Source organism: Nostoc sp. FACHB-190 (genome assembly GCF_014696905.1).
Classification (GTDB): domain Bacteria; phylum Cyanobacteriota; class Cyanobacteriia; order Cyanobacteriales; family Nostocaceae; genus Nostoc_B.
Genome location: NZ_JACJQW010000052.1, coordinates 21,866 through 38,654, shown reverse-complemented (window position 1 = coordinate 38,654; position 16,789 = coordinate 21,866). Strand labels below are relative to the sequence as shown.

26 protein-coding genes and 1 pseudogene are annotated in these 16,789 nt (G+C 41.1%); 10 read left to right on the top strand and 17 right to left on the bottom strand.

Annotated features, from left to right (window positions below; translation table 11 throughout):
• Positions 1–134 (top strand): annotated as a pseudogene (locus H6G28_RS32265) (IS630 family transposase); the annotation flags it as partial.
• Between the two features lie 24 nt (positions 135–158).
• On the opposite strand, the gene dnaB reads toward H6G28_RS32265, so the two are convergent.
• Both dnaB and H6G28_RS32255 read right to left on the bottom strand, forming a co-directional pair.
• The gene (gene dnaB, locus H6G28_RS32260) at positions 159–1,520 is read right to left on the bottom strand and encodes a replicative DNA helicase (protein ID WP_190677063.1); all 1,362 of its coding nucleotides are present in this window, start codon (positions 1,518–1,520) and stop codon (positions 159–161) included.
• 37 nt (positions 1,521–1,557) lie between these two features.
• The gene (locus H6G28_RS32255) at positions 1,558–2,880 is read right to left on the bottom strand and encodes a helix-turn-helix domain-containing protein (RefSeq protein WP_190677060.1); all 1,323 of its coding nucleotides are present in this window, start codon (positions 2,878–2,880) and stop codon (positions 1,558–1,560) included.
• Positions 2,881–3,024: 144 nt separating this feature from the next.
• Here H6G28_RS32255 and H6G28_RS32250 point away from each other — a divergent pair, with 144 nt between their 5' ends.
• Positions 3,025–3,981 carry an RpnC/YadD family protein gene (locus H6G28_RS32250; protein ID WP_190677059.1) on the top strand — a complete coding sequence of 319 codons (957 nt, stop codon included), beginning with the start codon at positions 3,025–3,027 and terminating at the stop codon, positions 3,979–3,981.
• Between the two features lie 76 nt (positions 3,982–4,057).
• Positions 4,058–4,243 (top strand): hypothetical protein, encoded by a 186-nt coding sequence (locus H6G28_RS32245; protein ID WP_190677057.1) that lies wholly within the window; start codon positions 4,058–4,060, stop codon positions 4,241–4,243.
• 7 nt (positions 4,244–4,250) lie between these two features.
• Here the strand turns inward: H6G28_RS32245 and H6G28_RS32240 are convergent, their stop codons facing one another.
• The 13 genes from H6G28_RS32240 to H6G28_RS32180 form a co-directional block, all read right to left on the bottom strand.
• A complete protein-coding gene (locus tag H6G28_RS32240) occupies positions 4,251–4,844 on the bottom strand; it encodes an MT-A70 family methyltransferase (RefSeq protein WP_190677055.1) in 594 nt (197 codons plus the stop codon).
• Entirely contained in the window at positions 4,841–5,044 is a 204-nt protein-coding gene (locus H6G28_RS32235) for a hypothetical protein (RefSeq protein WP_190677053.1), read from the bottom strand. Before H6G28_RS32235 ends, H6G28_RS32240 begins: the two co-directional genes overlap by 4 nt.
• A 15-nt stretch (positions 5,045–5,059) precedes the next feature.
• On the bottom strand, positions 5,060–5,374 hold the full coding sequence (locus H6G28_RS32230; RefSeq protein WP_190677051.1) for a hypothetical protein: 315 nt from the start codon (positions 5,372–5,374) through the stop codon (positions 5,060–5,062).
• Between the two features lie 83 nt (positions 5,375–5,457).
• Entirely contained in the window at positions 5,458–6,345 is an 888-nt protein-coding gene (locus tag H6G28_RS32225) for a hypothetical protein (RefSeq protein WP_190677048.1), read from the bottom strand.
• Between the two features lie 41 nt (positions 6,346–6,386).
• Complete coding sequence (locus H6G28_RS32220) at positions 6,387–6,845, bottom strand: DUF1392 domain-containing protein (protein ID WP_190677046.1); 459 nt, start codon at positions 6,843–6,845, stop codon at positions 6,387–6,389.
• Positions 6,842–7,096 (bottom strand): MerR family transcriptional regulator, encoded by a 255-nt coding sequence (locus H6G28_RS32215; RefSeq protein ID WP_190677044.1) that lies wholly within the window; start codon positions 7,094–7,096, stop codon positions 6,842–6,844. Before H6G28_RS32215 ends, H6G28_RS32220 begins: the two co-directional genes overlap by 4 nt.
• A 33-nt stretch (positions 7,097–7,129) precedes the next feature.
• Positions 7,130–7,528 (bottom strand): hypothetical protein, encoded by a 399-nt coding sequence (locus H6G28_RS32210; protein ID WP_242054707.1) that lies wholly within the window; start codon positions 7,526–7,528, stop codon positions 7,130–7,132.
• A 728-nt stretch (positions 7,529–8,256) separates the two neighbouring features.
• On the bottom strand, positions 8,257–8,454 hold the full coding sequence (locus H6G28_RS32205) for a hypothetical protein (protein WP_190677042.1): 198 nt from the start codon (positions 8,452–8,454) through the stop codon (positions 8,257–8,259).
• A 24-nt stretch (positions 8,455–8,478) separates the two neighbouring features.
• A complete protein-coding gene (locus tag H6G28_RS32200; RefSeq protein WP_190677040.1) occupies positions 8,479–8,676 on the bottom strand; it encodes a hypothetical protein in 198 nt (65 codons plus the stop codon).
• Positions 8,669–8,992: a hypothetical protein gene (locus tag H6G28_RS32195; protein WP_190677038.1), complete on the bottom strand. Its 324-nt coding sequence runs from the start codon at positions 8,990–8,992 to the stop codon at positions 8,669–8,671. Before H6G28_RS32195 ends, H6G28_RS32200 begins: the two co-directional genes overlap by 8 nt.
• A gap of 31 nt (positions 8,993–9,023) precedes the next feature.
• Complete coding sequence (locus H6G28_RS32190) at positions 9,024–9,371, bottom strand: hypothetical protein (protein ID WP_190677036.1); 348 nt, start codon at positions 9,369–9,371, stop codon at positions 9,024–9,026.
• Between the two features lie 55 nt (positions 9,372–9,426).
• Positions 9,427–10,023, bottom strand: coding sequence for a hypothetical protein (locus H6G28_RS32185; protein ID WP_242054706.1), 597 nt, complete (start codon positions 10,021–10,023; stop codon positions 9,427–9,429).
• Between the two features lie 123 nt (positions 10,024–10,146).
• Entirely contained in the window at positions 10,147–10,470 is a 324-nt protein-coding gene (locus tag H6G28_RS32180) for a helix-turn-helix domain-containing protein (protein ID WP_190677034.1), read from the bottom strand.
• Between the two features lie 152 nt (positions 10,471–10,622).
• On the opposite strand from H6G28_RS32180, the gene H6G28_RS32175 reads away from it, so the two are divergent.
• From H6G28_RS32175 to H6G28_RS32165, 3 genes are all read left to right on the top strand, one after another.
• Complete coding sequence (locus tag H6G28_RS32175) at positions 10,623–11,177, top strand: hypothetical protein (protein WP_190677032.1); 555 nt, start codon at positions 10,623–10,625, stop codon at positions 11,175–11,177.
• 464 nt (positions 11,178–11,641) lie between these two features.
• Positions 11,642–13,282 carry a serine/threonine-protein kinase gene (locus tag H6G28_RS32170; RefSeq protein WP_190594850.1) on the top strand — a complete coding sequence of 547 codons (1,641 nt, stop codon included), beginning with the start codon at positions 11,642–11,644 and terminating at the stop codon, positions 13,280–13,282.
• A gap of 65 nt (positions 13,283–13,347) precedes the next feature.
• Complete coding sequence (locus H6G28_RS32165) at positions 13,348–14,049, top strand: hypothetical protein (RefSeq protein WP_190594830.1); 702 nt, start codon at positions 13,348–13,350, stop codon at positions 14,047–14,049.
• Positions 14,050–14,113: 64 nt separating this feature from the next.
• On the opposite strand, the gene H6G28_RS37895 is transcribed toward H6G28_RS32165, so the two are convergent.
• Positions 14,114–14,296 carry a hypothetical protein gene (locus H6G28_RS37895; protein WP_396019827.1) on the bottom strand — a complete coding sequence of 61 codons (183 nt, stop codon included), beginning with the start codon at positions 14,294–14,296 and terminating at the stop codon, positions 14,114–14,116.
• Here H6G28_RS37895 and H6G28_RS37890 point away from each other — a divergent pair.
• Entirely contained in the window at positions 14,262–15,149 is an 888-nt protein-coding gene (locus H6G28_RS37890; RefSeq protein ID WP_396019828.1) for a hypothetical protein, read from the top strand. The two genes, H6G28_RS37895 and H6G28_RS37890, sit on opposite strands and share 35 nt — an antisense overlap.
• 102 nt (positions 15,150–15,251) lie before the next feature.
• Positions 15,252–15,542 (top strand): AAA family ATPase, encoded by a 291-nt coding sequence (locus H6G28_RS37885; protein ID WP_190677030.1) that lies wholly within the window; start codon positions 15,252–15,254, stop codon positions 15,540–15,542.
• Here H6G28_RS37885 and H6G28_RS32145 read toward each other — a convergent pair.
• Positions 15,539–16,000, bottom strand: a complete 462-nt coding sequence (locus tag H6G28_RS32145) for a cupin domain-containing protein (protein ID WP_190595026.1) — start codon at positions 15,998–16,000, stop codon at positions 15,539–15,541. The genes H6G28_RS37885 and H6G28_RS32145 overlap by 4 nt on opposite strands.
• Positions 16,001–16,247: 247 nt before the next feature.
• Here H6G28_RS32145 and H6G28_RS37535 point away from each other — a divergent pair, with 247 nt between their 5' ends.
• Positions 16,248–16,370, top strand: coding sequence for a hypothetical protein (locus H6G28_RS37535; RefSeq protein WP_277883272.1), 123 nt, complete (start codon positions 16,248–16,250; stop codon positions 16,368–16,370).
• Between the two features lie 60 nt (positions 16,371–16,430).
• Complete coding sequence (locus H6G28_RS32140; protein WP_190677028.1) at positions 16,431–16,787, top strand: hypothetical protein; 357 nt, start codon at positions 16,431–16,433, stop codon at positions 16,785–16,787.
• Positions 16,788–16,789 lie beyond the last annotated feature (2 nt).

The following is a 16,789-nucleotide window of genomic DNA, read 5'->3' as shown; positions in this document are numbered from 1 at the left end:
ACGCCAAACGATTCATCAGAGAGTTTTATTTTTTCTGTCATTCTTTTACTGTGGTGAAAGCGTTATTTGAACTAGCAATTCACGGTCAAATTTTTGACTTTCCCAAACTCCATGCCTATGGTGTTTTCTCATAACTGATTTAGGATTGCTATAGTTTATTAAAACCCCCGACCACGAGACAAATTCTTGAAAGAGATAAACTGATGATCGAACAAAAGCTTGACAGTGCCAGTAGGGCCATTGCGTTGCTTGCGAACAATTAACTCAGCAATGCCCCGATCTGGGGTATCTTCGTTGTACATTTCTTCACGGTAGAGCATGATCACAACATCGCTGTCTTGCTCAACAGCACCACTGGAACGCAAATCGCTGAGTATGGGACGTTTATCGTTGCGGTGTTCAACTTCACGGCTTAACTGGGATAGAGCCAGAACTGGTACATCCAAATCTTTAGCGAGTTTCTTCAATCCCCGGCTGATTTCGGCAACACGTTCGGTCATATTAGCTCTAGAGTCAGCAGCTTCAGCCATTAGCTGTAAGTAGTCCACAATCACAAGCCCAACACCACCGTAATGGGATGAAATTCGACGGACTTGACTACGGATTTCATTGAGAGAAGGACAAGATTCGTCGTTGATGAAAATCTGTTGTTCACTCAGTTGAGAGATCGCCCCACTCAAAGGTTGCCATTGACCCTCAGAAATAGCGCCTCTTTCGAGAAAATTGTTTTCAATGCCGGATTCACTGCTCAAAAATCGCTGTACGTATTCTTCAGTTGACATTTCCAAGCTGAAAACGCAGATAGGGAATTGACCAGTTTTGGCAACATTGAGAGCGAGATTACCAGCCAAAGCAGATTTACCAACAGAAGGACGAGCAGCCAGCACATACAACCGCCCTTTACGAAAACCACCGCCGAGTAAACTGTCCAGGTCATAAAATCCAGTAGACAGTGCCGGAGCAACTGTACCCGCATGACGCGCCTCAATTTCGATGAAAGTGTTGGCCAGGGCATGAGAAATGTGAACCAAGTCAGAGGCATTCTGTTCTGAAGCAATGCCGTAGACTTTTTGTTCGGCTTGGTCAAGGACATTGGTGAATTCGGTTTCGGTGGCATAACCGAGTTGCACAATTTCAGTGCCGGCTTTGATTAACTGCCGCCGTTGGTATTTCTCCATGACCAAATCAGCCAAAGCATCAATGTTAACGGCTGTGACAGTGCGATCTACCAGTGTGGCCAGTTTATTGCGTCCACCGATACGGAACAACACACCATTGTCAGACAACCAGTTGGTGATGCAAAGCAAATCCGTTGGTAGCCCTTGGCTGTACAGTCTTTGTGCGGCTTGATAGATGTCTTTATGAGCGTTGACGTAGAAAGCATCCGGTAGTAAGCGATCGCTGATTCGGCTCATGGCAGCAGGGTCAAGCATAATGCCGCCAAGTATTGCTTCTTCAGCTTCAATGCTTTGTGGAGGTAAGCGGTCTTGTTGGGATGTAAAGTTTAGTTCGTGTGTCATAATTTACCTTGTTTGGAACATAAATGACGAATTGTTTTTACGCTGCATTCGGATGCAAATACGCATACATAGCGGGATAATTGATTTGCAACCAGTTCAACCAACTTTCAGTAGCACCTGTATGTTTTTGGTCATAGCGAATGCTAAAAGAGGCGATCGCGTTTTCCTTGCCGATTTCATCCATGCGGTCTAGAAGTTCGCTGAAGGTGGCCTTATGCCAATCAAGTGAACGATTCGAGTAGTAGCCGATGGGTTGGTCGTTGGCTGTTGATTCTTCAGACGTTTGCGGGGCTGATTCCATAACTTTTGACCAATAGACCAGCAGTTCTTCTAAACCAGCTTTACTCACCTCCCAATTGCTGATGGATTTGATGACAGTGGGGATTTTTTGCTGCCAATCAACCTTGTCCCACCCGGCTCTCTCTTTAGCGATTAACTGCACCAAACGGATATCGCAGGTTTGGTAAATCTTGTCCCTGGTCGCAGTACGCCAGGGAAAACGCCAACAGCGCATTCTGATTTCGTTTTTGTAAACTGCGGGTAATGGCTCAGATGCCATAATGCGGGGGTCGAGCAGGATGTGGTTGAGCAAATCATCAATCGACTGAAATTTTGGTTTGCTTGGCTTATTGTTCGATTGTTCGTTTTTGTCGAACGACCCCGCCGCTATATTTGGTCTGTTTAAGGGAATGTCTGTGTGATGCGAAGTCTCGGATTGATTTGACAACGAAGCGAGAGATTCAGGAATTGGTTCTTTTTCCTGGTTTGGTTGTAAGTAAGAGTCAGTTTCTTCACACACACATTCTTGGGTGGGGGGTGCGCCGAGGGAAGGGGGCGCTTTTTTAGGGTGTTTTTCTTCTAATTGATTTTCTTCTAATTGTTTTTCTATATGAGGGGTGGATGCTCCAACGTTGGATAGCCCACCGTTGGGTAAGCCACCTGTGGGTGAGCCATCGTTGGACAACCCACCTATGGATGAACCACCGACGGATGAGCCATCGACGGGTGATCCACCTATGGGCAACCTACCTATGGATGAGTGATTGTCTCGAAATAACTTTGTGTCGTCTTTGCTGGTAAAAATGTAATATTGCCAGTCAAACTTGCCATTGTTCGGGTTATGCTCTTGGACTCTTACTAAATAGTCATTTTGTTCAGCATTTTTGATAGCGTTACGGATTTTGTCTCGTTTGTAGCCCAAATGTTTTTCGATTACCGTAAAGCTAATATCAAAGTTTTCGTCGTGAGAAGCTACCCAACAAATTAATCTAAATGTTGAATCAGTGAGATTGTCATCCCGAATTAAACTGTTAGGAATGGCTGTAAACTGTTTGGAGGGTTTACCATTACGAAATCCCATAAATTCCTCCTTGAATTTTCATAATTTTGGATACATCTAAGTCACTCAAAAAGAACGTGCGAATGATATTATCTGTTAAGTCCGTCCATTCTATATTTATTGACATAATTGCACCTGATTAATTTCAAATCGAATAGTTTTTTTATGACTAATAAAACACCTCAAACGGAATATGATTCGCCTTGGAAACAGATGCTACAACTGTATTTTCAAGATTTTATGTTGTTCTTTTTTCCTCAAGCACATAATGAGATTGATTGGAGTCGTGGTTTTATTTTTCTAGATCAGGAACTCCAGCAAGTAGTTCGTGATGCGGAATTAGGAAAGCGACTGATTGATAAATTGGTGAAAATCTATCGCATTGGGGGTGAAGAAGAATGGTTATTAATCCATGTCGAAGTTCAAAGTCAAGAGGAAACTGTTTTTCCTAAACGGATGTTTGTCTACAACTATCGAATTTTTGACCGTTATGATCGCTCGGTTGCATCTTTAGCGATACTGGGGGATGAAAACATTAAGTGGCGACCAAATCAATTTGGTTATGAATTATTTGGCTGTACGGTTGATTTTCAGTTTCCTGTAATCAAACTGCTCGACTATCAGCAAAGGTTGTCGGAACTTGAAGCCAGCCATAACCCATTCGCTACAGTAGTAATGGCTCACTTGGCGGCGGTACAGACCCGTAGTAATAGATTGCAAAGAAAACAATCAAAACTGGCTTTAGTACGTCGGTTGTACGAGCAGGGGTTTGAACGCGAGGCTGTTGTTAACCTGTTGGCTTTTATTGATTGGATGTTGACATTACCATTAGAGTTAGAACAGGAATTCATTAGAGAAGTTGAACAATTGGAGGCGCAACAGCGTATGCAGTACGTTACTAGTTTTGAAAGAATTGCCCGAATAGAATCTTTGTTAAAAGGCATAGCTTTAGGATTGAAACTTAAATTTGGAACACCTGGACAAGATTTATTACCTGAAATTGAGCAAATTGAAGATTTTAGGTTGCTCGAATCAATCTTGGCAGCAATTGAAACAGCGAATACTGTTGACGAATTGCGTTCTATTTATCAGCCCGCAGATGACACTCCGCCACAAAATTAGCATTGGAAAATTTGATATTTGATTTTCTAGGTTCAGTTAACTCCGTTAACGGTTCAGATGTCAGGAATCGCAGGTAATGTTTGATTTAACACCTTGGAAACATACTCGGTTTTACCAAGAAATTGTCCAAGAAACAAAGTTGCAAATAATACCTCGATTCTTAAAGGTAGGATTGAGTGTAGAGCAAATAGCTGACGTACTAAAGTTGGACATAGAGACGGTACAACAAGCTATCACCGCCGAAAATAGGACAGAATCTTAGTTGGGGTTTAAGCACTGGCCGAAATAGTCTCATCCAAAGAATCAAACTTATCCGCCTGATCTCCCCAACAATCCCAACCGTCTCTAGAAGAACGTGCGAACATCTCCAGCTTGGTCAGTGAAGGACACAACTTCTCTACAAGTTCAAAAAACTGTTCGGGTTTCCTGGAATGCTCACGGCGTGGTGCGTGTATGATGGTGGACTGGTTTGTGAGTGTTCGTCCAGAGAAAGCTTTGACATTGCCACGAACAGCCAACGCACAATGTTCAGTGCAGTTTCTCAGCCAGTGGCCAGTCCCAAGATGTGTTTTAGTGCCATCTTTGGTAACTTTTTCCCAAGTCAGAATAGTTTTGAGGTCGAAACCCCACGTTTGTAAACATTGGGAAGCCTCAATCATGTGATTATTGGTGAACCACAAAAATAAAACGCAGCCAGAGCGGTCGCATAATTCCCCAATAGGTAATGCCAGAATTTCTTCAATTCGCATTGGTTGGTAGGAAATACGGTTGCGATGGGTCTTATCTTGATTGCGGAGTCTATAGAACCAAGGAGGATCTATCACAATGCACTGGTATTGACCTTGTAGATTTGAAAGTCTCATGCTACCTCCTGTGGTTGTTGGACAATCGTTGCGCTAATTGATTCAAAATCAACTTGAAAAATATTTAAATCTGGTGTTATTTCGCCACTGTTATATAGACCAACAATATGCTGTCTGATTGCATCTTCTGTAAGTCCATCTGGTAGATAAATGTGCGCTTCACTAACGACCTTTTCAACTATTTGAACTACGACTTTCATAAAGTCTCCTAAAACTTATTTAATTTCCGCTTTAAGCAATAGACCTTTAGGAGATAACACCCAATACGTATAATCTCCGTCATTAACTTCTTGCACAAATTCCCAAGCTTGAAGTTCTTTGAGAGCGTCTAAAAGAAATTCATCAACACCATCACCAGAAAAACTCCCACCCTCGGCAATCATGTCTATAGTTCCTTGCATTTCGGGGTCTGTGAGTGCTTCTTCTGGTGAAGTCAAAATTTCAATAATATCGACATAAACCGTACTGAAGATACACTTTCTACCATCACTGGCTATAGCTTGGGTTTGTAAATCAAAGGGGATGATCATAAAATCTCCGGTGTTGAGTGTTAACTGTTGACAAATAACCAATGACTGTTGACTAATGACCGATGACCATTAACCGATGACCATTAAGCCGTAACCACAGCTTTCTTAGAGAATGCCCCCGCTTGCTTAAGTGCCACTGCCGGATTCGGGTGTGCGAAAAACTCCTCGATTGCTTTGGTTAACCCCGCAACCACCGCAGGGTCATGACAGGCGTAAACGTAAACTGGTTGTTGAGTGCCATTAACCAAACGATCCTCTTGGCGATCGCCCAACTGTGGGTAAAATGTCCTCACCCATGTACCCAAATGTCCCCGATAATGTGAACCACTGATCGGGACTTTTTTACCAAGTTCACTTTCTGCAAAATTCACAACCCCAAGCCATCGTTCATCTGAAGGAGCCAACATCTTCCGGTTGTGTTCAGCTAAAAGATTCCCAGCATAGTCCTTTACCTGTTGCTCCATATAAGGGTTAAGTCTGCCACCAGTCAACTCGGCTAAAGTTTTCATTGCTTCGACAAGAGTGTGCAATCGCTGTTCAACTGGAGGAAGTGTTGGTGTGGGTGGTTGTTGGGGTTGAGTGGTGGGTTTTATCCAACCCATAATGTCTTGCATCCAGGCGCGAACACCGATACTTTCAAATGCTTCACAGGCGAGTCTTGCTTGTTGGCTGCATCTTTTCCCAGCCTCAAAACCGTAATAGTGAAGTATTGCGGCAACAGCTACATCAGGGATACCAGACTGTGACCATCCTAAAATGTCAGCACACTCAAACCGTTTACGGACAAGCTTTTCAACTAATTTAGAGTGAGAAATGTCAGCAGCAGTTTTCAAGCTTCTCAAAAGTCCAGCGTCGTTGATATCGGCTAATCTGGCTGTTGCCCGAATACTTGCTTTACCCTGACCATTAGAGTCAACAGTGATTTCTTGCTTTATCTGTTCGATGATTTGAGCGATTTCAATCTGTGACATAGTTTTATTTGTGTGATGAGTAGAGAGTATTGAGTTGGGAGTTAGACATTCACCCGTACCAAGTCTTCTTCCCGCACCAAAGAAAAGCGATTGGTGGTGATGAGTGGTTGTTTAAAAGTAGGTAATGCCAATTCCACCAGATAGAACCAGGACTTCTCGATTAACTCAATTCCCAGAATTAACCTTTGCTTTGTGCCGTGATTGGGAATTTTCAACAGTACGCGCTCTCCCAAAACAAAAGAAGGTTTTTTCACAGTTCTGGGTTGTATATTACCCGTGGCAATAATTTGATGTTTTGTTGCATAGATGAAATCATTTTTGACCTCAATAATGTAATTCCAGCAATCGCCATACCATTGCACACCCAAGCAGTAACCGAATGTTTGATTGGGTTTGATGTAGACTTTCTCTAACACATTGACTTCAACAGGTGGAATAGCTTGTCCCCAAGGTGGGGATAAAAACCAGCATCTTTCTAAATCTGTAATTTGTTCTGTCATACTGTTTTACCCAACAAATAATTAATAGCTTCGGAATCTAAAGATGCAATTCGTTGTTTGATTTGATGTGGAGGATTTTCAAGAAATTGTTTGAGATTTCCCGGTTTCACCTGATAGTACTTGGGACAACTTTGATTTGCCTTGAGCCAACCTCTTTGAATCCAATGGCGAACAGTTAATAAATTCAGCGAAAGAATACTGGCGATTTGATGGCAGGTATAATTTTCTGGATTAGTTAAAGTTTTAGTCATGTCGCTTTGCTCCAATTCAAAATTCAAAAAAAGTCATAATTTCTTCCCTACAAGATAGTTAATGGCTTCAGGGTCAAGAGAGGCAATGCGTTTTTTGATAGGTTGTGGCGGATTGTCTAGAAACTCTTTGAGATGCCAAGTTCTAACTTGATAACAGCTTGCAGAACGCTTGTTAGCTTTGAGCCATCCGTGCTTGATCCAACGACAGAGAGTAGATAAACTCAAGCAAAGGACGTTGGCAATTTCTTGGCAGCTATAGTTATCAAGTGTGGGACGTGTAGAATAACCCAAACGATTTAATTTCAACTTAATTGCCATAGTTGAACGATGATAACCTTGCCTTTTTAACATCCTGGCTATCTGCTCTTTGGTGTAAAAATCAGCCTTTTCTTCCAGGATGGCAATCTCTTCTTTAGACCATTTAGAACTCATTTTCTACCTCCAACTTTTCATCTGAACAAGAGAAAAAGTGTTGTGAGAATATTAGGTTGTTTATGTTGCTTGAACTTCGCTAACAATTTGTGCGCTGATTGATTTAAAATCAACTTGGGAAATATTCAAATCAGTTTGCATTTGACCACGGTTGTAAAGGTCTACTATTTGCTGTTTAACAACGGACTGGGTTAGACCATCAAACCAATTCGCAATTATAAATTCGCAATTCGTAGTTAATAAAGTATGTATTTAGCTATGGAATAGAACATTAATATTGAATGCTTTCTCATAATTCCCATTAAGGAGTTGTGTTTTACAGGAATTAATTGTGATTCTTTTTACAATTGCGAATTGCGAATTGTAAATTGCGAATTGTAAATTGATTGGGGTGAGCTTCACTTGTGATTTTCTCGACTACAGTAACGATGACTTTCATGAGATAAACCTGTATAGTTAATCGAGGTAGATAGGAATAAAAAGAGACATGGGTGCAGAATGTAAAATTTAAGGGTGATGTATTCTTACTCCTGCCCCAAGTCTTTTTTCCTTATTTCAAGCTGCTCCAGCCTTTGATGCTCATAGATATTAGACCTAGTTTGATTTCGTTACTCATTCCTTAACCTCCAAACTTACGGAGTATGTAACAATTGGTTTGTTGTAGAAATATCTACTTAATTCCCTTAGCAATTACCTGAATAGAAATCCTTATTCAGGCAATTGCTTTCTCAATGTGAATTTTCAGATTCAACTAAAGGCTGTTGATTGTTCTCTAGTTCGCATTTCAAATATGAGAGTGCTGTTTGAGCATCACCAACTGTTAGGTCTGGTTGATAGTCAAGTGCTTGATAATCTGGGTGTATTTCAATCTGAGTTATCAAAAACTGGGCAGATTCAACTAATAGCAATAAATCTGGTAAATCCATTGATTTTTCTCCTTCTGTCTGAAACTAAAACTGTTTAATAACTGACAGTACGAATCCATGTCCGGTATTTTTTATTTGTGCTTGTTTCTTGTCCAACAAATGCTGAATGATAGTCTGTGAAAACTGAACACGGTGTAGAGGTATAGAACCACCAGAACCACGCAGCGATCGCAGCAATCTAGCAGCAGTTCTTTCAACGTAAGGATCGAAAACTTTAGGCATCCTCAGAACCTCCGATTGCCTTCAATTGCTGCTGAAGTACCTTGATTTGCTGTTGATGCTCGTCAATCTCTGCTTGTAATTGCGCTTGTATTTCTGCAATAGATAGTGTTTGGAGTTGGTCGTCAGAGTAATACCGAACTTCATCTGAATGTTTGTCAGGAAGTACCGTATACCGCCAAGAATTACCGTATTCGTGTGCTAATTGTGTTCCAGCAGGCTTGTACTCTAACCCGATGACTATGCCCTGCTGTGTACGCTGCCCAAATGCGAATCTGGGGTATGCCCAGTCTTTTGGAATACTGATGGTGGGTTGCATAATTGTGTTGATGAATGAAGGGATTTTTGAATTAAGCTGCTAAAGCTTTGTTAGTTGTTGTGGCCATACTTGCAGCTAGAAAATCATCCAATGCGACTACTGCATTTAATGGTTGGGCGTATCGAATTTCATCTATCCCGCTTGACCAATGAGTGATGTGTTGGAAAACCAAGCCGAGTAATGAATCATCTTTATAGACGCGGTAATTTCTCGGACAAACGCCATTGCAGTAAACGAGTTTGTAACCTGGAATTTCGATTACCTCTGCATTTGGATGATTTGGGGATAGGAGTATTGGTTCGCAGCACTCCCCCCAATCTGCTTCTTGATGAAAAGACATATTTGCTGTACCTTGTAGCGGAATTCGGCAATTTGTCATAGTTGTATGGCGATCTCCGTTAACTCAACAGCGATCGCCTTTTCTACTTGCGGTACTATGCGGCTACAGTTTCTCTCACACCCAAAAGAGCGATCGCCGCATCAATATCAACAGCCGTCCGACTGCCTCCCAACTGGCTTTGTCGGCTGTACCATTGGCCTTGAAGATTACAACCAAGGAAGCCCAGACGCTGACGGTTCACATATAAGGTTGTGCTGAAGGACAGCCAGTCAATCTCTCCGTGTGTTAACCCGTATTTGTGACAAGCGGTTTCTAATTCTTCGCTGAGGCGGTCATTCCGTTCTCTGGGTGTTTCAGGTAGGGTTGCCTTAACTTCTTGTACTCTTGTAGCGAACCAGTCACGCTCAAACGCTAATCTTCCGCCGTCAATCAACTGTACCCATACGGTAATTCCGCCTTCAATCCACAGAGTACGGATTGATTCGGGTTCTATTTGGATAATCTCGCTAATGATGTGGCGGTCACGAGATGTTAAGAAGTCTGTCGTTGGTGCTATCGCCTGCGCTTGCTCCGCAACATACTGGTTCAGTTCGGCTTGAGCAATCGCTTGTTCGTCGGGGGCAGCAATTCTTTTGAGGTGCGGTAGGGCGCAACGGACGGGCGGTTGCTGGGCGGGGGTTATTTGTGGCATGATGGGAATCTCCTGACTCTACAGGGTTAGGTTTTTACAAAGGGCGATCGCTTCGTTTTCCAGACTGCGGCGGTCGTCTTTTGTTATCTCTATTCTATCAACTCCCAGTAGACAAATCAACTCTTAGGCGACATTTTTTTGCAAAATAGCCAGAAGTTCAGATGGGTCAATATATACAGCCGGAAATAGTTGTTTAAAATCCACATCAAGAGCATTGCAAACAGCTACAATTAGATCAGTAGAAACTGCCTCGGCTTTGCCTGATTCCAGTTTGTGAATGTACTGGTAAGTGCAAGTAACCCCATTATTATTAACTTTGTCTGCAAGGGTTCGCATGGGAACGTCACCACGTAATGATTGTAAGCGTTTTCCCAGTTCAGGACTCCATTTAAGTCTGTCAACAGAATCGAGAGAAATCATCAGTTTACTCTTATCATTCTTACTCACATTGTAATCTCCCAGTTGACTAAAAACAGCTTGGTGACTACTATGAGTTTAAAGTTCATCAAAAACTATGAGAATATGAACTCTAAGATTTTGCAGACAGTATTTGTGATTTCTGTTCTTGGTTGGACTTCGGCGGCGTTTTACTAGGGGATATGCACAATAGCCCTAGTAAAAACCGCCGACGCAAGGGTGAGGGCAACGGTTATATCTATTGGCGCACCATCACCAAGAATGGCAAGGACTACTCCCAGGCTTATTACCACTGGCAAGAGAACGGGCAGAAGAAAACCAAGTACATTCCCAAAAAATTACTAGGGGATATTCAAGAAGCAAACGCAGCCAAGCGCCCAGTTGCAGAGATACTACGCCTGTTGGGGGTTGAGGTCAGCCCTAGTAAATTACTAGGGGATAACGAAATAAACCTTAGTAATGAAGCTTTAGAGATAAACCCTAGTAATGACATATCCCCTAGTAAAATGCGGCGGAATAAGGGAGAGGGGAGCGGTAGTATTCATTGGCGAACTATTACCAAGAATGGCAAGGATTACCAGCAGGCGTACTATCACTATGAGTTTTGGAGCGAAGGCGATCGCTTGGTCAAGTCATCGAAGTATATCCCTAAGCGGTTACTTAATCGAGTTCAGCAGATGGAGCAAGAGAAAGTGGCTATTAGAGAGATTTTGGGGGTTTTAGGAGTGAGGAAATAATGATTGTGAGGCTGTCACGGTAACTGCTGCTGAAGTACTTGAATTAACCGAGCAGGAGCGAAGTGAGCGATTGAAATCACTAAATGTTGAACGGTTCAACATTAATTGCATTAAATTACCTTCACATTATTTTGTAAAGCTTGTATATTTTAAATGAAACAAGGAAGTGATTTGTTGATGGCTTGTATAAAATGTTTCTCAAAATTAGAAAAACTTTTTAGAATCCACTTTAAATCCAGCGTTTGGCTAAAAACAAAATAGATATTCTAGCTTTACTCTTGTGTTTGTATTGACTTTTTCGGTATACTGATGTCACTAAAGTCATATACTTCACAACTTGCACTTATTATTGTTGATTAAAAGTCAAAATCAAGAGTATCAATTTCCTATCTACAAAGTAGATTGTATTATTCGCGCTTGACTAATGAGGTGTATGCAAAGATGTAATTTAGTTGACAGATAGAATGAGCTATTGTATCAATCCTTTTTGTCCAAAACCTTCTGATCTGGGGAATGCTAGGAATCGCATTTGCCATAACTGTGGTTCAGAAATACTTCTAAAGGATCGCTATCGGGTTCTCAAACAGATAGGTAAAGGAGGCTTTGGTAATACTTTTGAAGTTGAAGACTATGGCACGATAAAAGTGCTAAAGGTGTTAACAGAAAATAATGAAAAAGCCATTGAATTATTTCAGCAAGAAGCCAAAGTTTTAAGTAAGTTAAATAGTGAGGGAATCCCTAAAGTAGATTCTGGTAGTTACTTCACTTTTTTACCTAAAAATAGCTCTACGCCATTGCACTGTTTAGTAATGGAGAAAATAGAGGGGGTTGATTTAGCGCAGTGGATGGTTGCTCATCATTATCAACCAATCTCTCAAAGTCAAGCTATTAATTGGTTAAAGCAGCTTGTAGAAATTCTCGCTTTAGTACACACTCATCAATATTTCCATAGGGATATCAAGCCTCAAAATATTATGCTACGCTCAACTGGGCAGCTTGTCTTAATTGATTTTGGGGCTGTAAGACAAATTACAACAACTATTTTAGAAGGAAGCCGTCATACCAGAATTATCTCTGAGGGTTACTCACCACCGGAGCAACAAAACGGTTACTCTGTTCAACAATCAGACTTTTTTGCTTTAGGAAGGACTTTTATTTTTTTGGTTACAGGTAAAGAACCCCAGGATGCAACTATTTATGATCCCCTTACTAACACCCTAAACTGGCGTGAACACGCACCGCAGATTTCCCCATCTTTAGCAGATTTAATAGATAAATTAATAGCATTTAATGCAAACCAACGCCCTAAAAATACACACGATATATTAAAATCCTTGCAAGAGATTGAAAAAACATCGTATACACATAATACTATTAAACAATTAACAAATCTCTGGTTAAATAAAAGTTTCAAAATTGTTGGCTCATCTAGTTTCGTTTCTACTTTATCAATTGCTAAGGCCAAGCCTTATAATTCTGGATTCACTAGTGCAACCACAAAATTAGTATGGAAGCTGTTTGTAATTTTTGGGTTAGGATGTTCTTCTATTGCTGTTGCTGCTTTTTATAACTTGACTACTAAAAACATAGTAACATCACGCGAGATTTTACCTATTATTACTCCTGCTTCTTCTGCTCTACCTATACTAACAAGCCATTTAATTACAGAAATATTTGAATCTGAAGCTACTTTTAGTTCTGCTCCCCTGCAAAAGAAAGAATCTTTAAGAATTCCGTCTAAAAATTTAACAGAATTAGAATTAGCGAAAAGCCAGATAAACCTTAAGAACCAACATAAAGTAACAGTTATCGCTCAAGTACAAAAACAAAAAAATTTAATTCATCAGCAAGTAAATATACCTAAAAAAACTAGAATGAGGCTAGAAGTTAGAAAAATTCAAAGAGATGATCAAGTATTGTTAAAACAAAAATTTAGTAGACAGCAATTATCATCTAAATTACAGCTAGACATTAAAAAAGTAAAAGACGTAAATAGTTCATCAAATAACTATATTATTAATGTTGCCAAGCCTTGGGAAAACAGGGATAATTTTCCAAAGCCTTCTGATGAATTAGAAATAGTAATAAAAAAAAGGAATCGCTGATGTCGTTTTTAATTAAAATCCTAATTAGTCTATTTATAACTAGTGTATTCTTGGTGTTAAAGCCAATGAGTGTTTATGCACAAGTTAATATTAAGTTACTTACTCAAACAGTAGAAAGTTGCCAAAAAGATGCACTATCTCCTGATTATTATAAACAAATAAACTTAAATGTAGTACAATATTCATACGAGCAAAATATTTATCAAGATGATGATTTAAAAAGATGTATTAAAAATAGATACCATTACTCTTTAGTTTTATCAAAATTCCCTTGGCTTGTTTCCACAGGAGAAGCTCTGCCTGGATACCCCGGTGCTGTAATTGTTGGAAAGTTAGCAAATGATTACCCTTATTCAAGCACTGGTTTATTAGACTGTATTGCTAGTCAAGATCCTTCAAATCAAGATTGTATCTTGACGTATAACTACATTGCAATAGGGCAAAAAGTGACTGAATGGACTACGAGTATAGGCTTTTTAGAATTAAGTTATTTAGCCTATGTTTGTCCTTCTTGTGTTATTGCTCATAATGATGTATCAGGCTCAAAGGAAAAAATTCTAATCTCTTTTATGAAGTGGTTTCTTACACTTGATAAGCCACAACGAAGAGAATTGCTAACTTTGTTAGGAGATGATAATAATGCTTATAAATTAAGAGAAGCATTAAAAGATGAATCTACAGCAGCAATAGAGGAGTATGAGGAAGCACGAGCAAGGGTTGAGCAACAAGATCGTGAACAGCGTAGACGAGAACTATTAGGTCAATAAATGATTAATTAGCCATTTTTTTTTCAACCGCCCAACTCAGATACCACCCCTTCAGAAGACCCTTCTAACGCAACGATTGACGTTCCCGCCGTTGAAATTCCAGAACTAACCGAGGATGAACAACGCGTAGACGCAAAGCGGCTTGTCGTAGACATCGCCTGCATTTAGAACGCAGAGTTGAAAGAGCATTTTTTGAGGCTGGTAAGGCATTGATGGAACTGCGCGATCGCCGATTATACCGTTCCACACACACAACCTTTGAAGAATATTGCCGCGATCGCTTTGGCTTCGAGCGCCGTCATCCTTACAGGTTGATTGAAGCTGCGGTTGTGGTAGATAATCTGATGCAAATGTGTCCCACTGGGACACAAGTCGAAAATGACTCAAGTTCTATTGGGACACAAAACGAAAGTAATTCAAGCGGCGAACAAATGCGTCCCATTGGGACACAAGTCGAAAATGGCTCAAGTGATGAGCAAGAGCAATCTGTTGGGACACAAAACGAAAGTGATTTAAGTTCTGCTGGGACACAAACCGAAACAGATTTGAGTGAACAGCGAATGTGTCCCACTGGGACACAAATTCTGCCAACGAGTGAGCGCCAAGTCCGTCCTCTCACCAAGCTAGAACCCCAGCAGCAGGTTGAAGTGTGGCAACGGGCAGTTCAAGTTGCCAAGGGTAAAGTTCCTAGTGCCAGGATCGTAACTGATGTGGTTCAAAGAATTATGGAGCGAACTCAAATCCCCAACACCTACCAAATTGGCGAAGTCTGCCAGATTTTACCCAAAGATAACCCCGACCTCAGAGGCAAAGGCAGGTGTTGGTGCATCGTGACTCATGTGGGGGAATTTAGCTGTACTGTGAGAACTTGGGATGGCGAATGTAGTGTTGGGGTGCAGCATTTGAAGTCATACAATTACTTACCTGCTGAATGCCAACAGATGCAGCAGATTTGCGATCGCATCAGCAGAATATATTCTGATTCTCTGGAGGATACAGTCAAAAATCTGTTGCAGTCGTTGGGGAAGTTGAACCGTCCTTGTTTAACTGCTGTAGAGGAGAAGCTGTTGAGTGTTCTAGAGTTGGAATATAGGAACTAAATTACCCAGATTTATTAGCATCTTCGTCAGCAGCAATTTTCTAAATTACTGCTTTTTGCCTGCTAGTCTGAGAACAACCTATGATTGGGCTAATTAGAATAGATGAAACTAATTCTATTTTCTGGTATTCCTGGCACTGGCAAAAGTACCCTGTCAGAAAAAGTTGCACGGAAATTGCACATTCCTGTATTCTCTCGCTTACTGGATACTAGGAGCAATGCTGCTATCACAGTTGCGTGTTCAACAGGAGGGATTTTATGTTACGACTGCGGAAGCACTGCTGACAATGCTAATCCAACGACAACTAATGTTAGGACAATCGGCTATTTTGGACACTCCTGCGAATACAGTCACACATTGCACCTACAAAAAGCATTCTGCAATTATTCCTAGTAGGGACTCAAAGCAGCTTCTCCGGCACTGTTAGTCCAGATGTCGTCTGGCAACGCTCGATCTCGGTGACACACCAGATCAAGGTCAGGATACGTGATTGTGTCTACTGCTGATCGGGTGCCGACTACTAGGCATCGCGTTGCCTGGGAGCTACGATTCTCAAGACAGTGACCAACAGGCACTCCTGCTGGAAACGTTGCGGCATTGCCAGGACGTAGTATAGTCTCTGTGTCTCCTTCAATGAGTACGATCTCGCCTTCAAGGACATAGACCATTTCATCCTCAGCACTATGCCAATGCTTGAGTGATGAACGAGAGCCAGGTTGCAGGATTTCGATGAACGCACCGAACTGGGTAAGCCCTCCTGCTTCGCTAATCCAGAGTCTGTGATCTGGTTTTTGCGCGGTGTGAGAAGGGTTTTCCTCTATGACGAGACGTTCGGGAGTGATAACAGTCATGCTGACACCTTTAGGAATTTTGGGGCAATATTTATTCCATTATGTCTTTGTCTTGTCAATCCAAGACAAAGACATTATCTGACTTTAAAGCTAAGGACAACCCAAAGCTCAGAGGTAATACCAATTCACTCAATGATTGAGACAAATAGATTGACACAATCCAGGTGCAGACAGCAATTTCCAATCCAAAATCTAAAATGGTATAAAGTGGCTGTTGGGCGATTGTCACTTAAGTGAACGACGTTAGTTGTACTGTGAAAACCTGGGATGGCGAGTATACGGTTGGGTTGCAATACCTAAAGTCCTACAATTATTTGCCCCAGGAATGTCAGCAGATGCAGGAGATATGCGATCGCACGCTCAATGGTAATTCAAAACTCAGAGATTCGAGAACGTGTTAAGCAAATCGCTCAGGAGTTAATAGGTGGATATGAACCAGAAATTAGATGAAAAGCAAGCACGGTTTCAAGGCGAAAATACATCAAATCGTTTAGGTCATATCGCGTCAAATTTAGCTAGGTTGAGAACATTTTGTAACATTGCTTACCCGCAAGCAGTTGAAAGTGTGGCAGATGAAACTATATGTTTTATTGAATGGACAGCAGCAGAAATTGAACCAGAATATGCCGAAGAATTGGTGAACATTCAAGTTCAACTAGCTAGGTGGAAATTAAAATTTGATAGTCTTTGGTCTGATGAGAGCGAACGCACAAATATGTCTGAACAAGCTAGTGCTTGGTCAGAGCGAGTATTAGATATGTCAGGTTTATTGTCCCAATCTGCGTGACA

Coding starts and splice junctions, on each gene's coding strand:
- H6G28_RS32210 (WP_242054707.1), bottom strand. CDS start 7,528: ATGAGTTCTAAATGGTCTAAAGAAGAGATTGCCATCCTGGAAGAAAAG.
- H6G28_RS32140 (WP_190677028.1), top strand. CDS start 16,431: ATGAACCAGAAATTAGATGAAAAGCAAGCACGGTTTCAAGGCGAAAAT.
- H6G28_RS32205 (WP_190677042.1), bottom strand. CDS start 8,454: ATGGATTTACCAGATTTATTGCTATTAGTTGAATCTGCCCAGTTTTTG.
- H6G28_RS32245 (WP_190677057.1), top strand. CDS start 4,058: ATGTTTGATTTAACACCTTGGAAACATACTCGGTTTTACCAAGAAATT.
- H6G28_RS32240 (WP_190677055.1), bottom strand. CDS start 4,844: ATGAGACTTTCAAATCTACAAGGTCAATACCAGTGCATTGTGATAGAT.
- H6G28_RS32170 (WP_190594850.1), top strand. CDS start 11,642: ATGAGCTATTGTATCAATCCTTTTTGTCCAAAACCTTCTGATCTGGGG.
- H6G28_RS32255 (WP_190677060.1), bottom strand. CDS start 2,880: ATGGGATTTCGTAATGGTAAACCCTCCAAACAGTTTACAGCCATTCCT.
- H6G28_RS32175 (WP_190677032.1), top strand. CDS start 10,623: ATGCACAATAGCCCTAGTAAAAACCGCCGACGCAAGGGTGAGGGCAAC.
- dnaB (WP_190677063.1), bottom strand. CDS start 1,520: ATGACACACGAACTAAACTTTACATCCCAACAAGACCGCTTACCTCCA.
- H6G28_RS32250 (WP_190677059.1), top strand. CDS start 3,025: ATGACTAATAAAACACCTCAAACGGAATATGATTCGCCTTGGAAACAG.
- H6G28_RS32165 (WP_190594830.1), top strand. CDS start 13,348: ATGAGTGTTTATGCACAAGTTAATATTAAGTTACTTACTCAAACAGTA.
- H6G28_RS32185 (WP_242054706.1), bottom strand. CDS start 10,023: ATGCCACAAATAACCCCCGCCCAGCAACCGCCCGTCCGTTGCGCCCTA.
- H6G28_RS32235 (WP_190677053.1), bottom strand. CDS start 5,044: ATGAAAGTCGTAGTTCAAATAGTTGAAAAGGTCGTTAGTGAAGCGCAC.
- H6G28_RS32200 (WP_190677040.1), bottom strand. CDS start 8,676: ATGCCTAAAGTTTTCGATCCTTACGTTGAAAGAACTGCTGCTAGATTG.
- H6G28_RS32215 (WP_190677044.1), bottom strand. CDS start 7,096: ATGACTAAAACTTTAACTAATCCAGAAAATTATACCTGCCATCAAATC.
- H6G28_RS37890 (WP_396019828.1), top strand. CDS start 14,262: ATGGAACTGCGCGATCGCCGATTATACCGTTCCACACACACAACCTTT.
- H6G28_RS32145 (WP_190595026.1), bottom strand. CDS start 16,000: ATGACTGTTATCACTCCCGAACGTCTCGTCATAGAGGAAAACCCTTCT.
- H6G28_RS32230 (WP_190677051.1), bottom strand. CDS start 5,374: ATGATCATCCCCTTTGATTTACAAACCCAAGCTATAGCCAGTGATGGT.
- H6G28_RS32195 (WP_190677038.1), bottom strand. CDS start 8,992: ATGCAACCCACCATCAGTATTCCAAAAGACTGGGCATACCCCAGATTC.
- H6G28_RS32220 (WP_190677046.1), bottom strand. CDS start 6,845: ATGACAGAACAAATTACAGATTTAGAAAGATGCTGGTTTTTATCCCCA.
- H6G28_RS37885 (WP_190677030.1), top strand. CDS start 15,252: ATGAAACTAATTCTATTTTCTGGTATTCCTGGCACTGGCAAAAGTACC.
- H6G28_RS32225 (WP_190677048.1), bottom strand. CDS start 6,345: ATGTCACAGATTGAAATCGCTCAAATCATCGAACAGATAAAGCAAGAA.
- H6G28_RS32190 (WP_190677036.1), bottom strand. CDS start 9,371: ATGACAAATTGCCGAATTCCGCTACAAGGTACAGCAAATATGTCTTTT.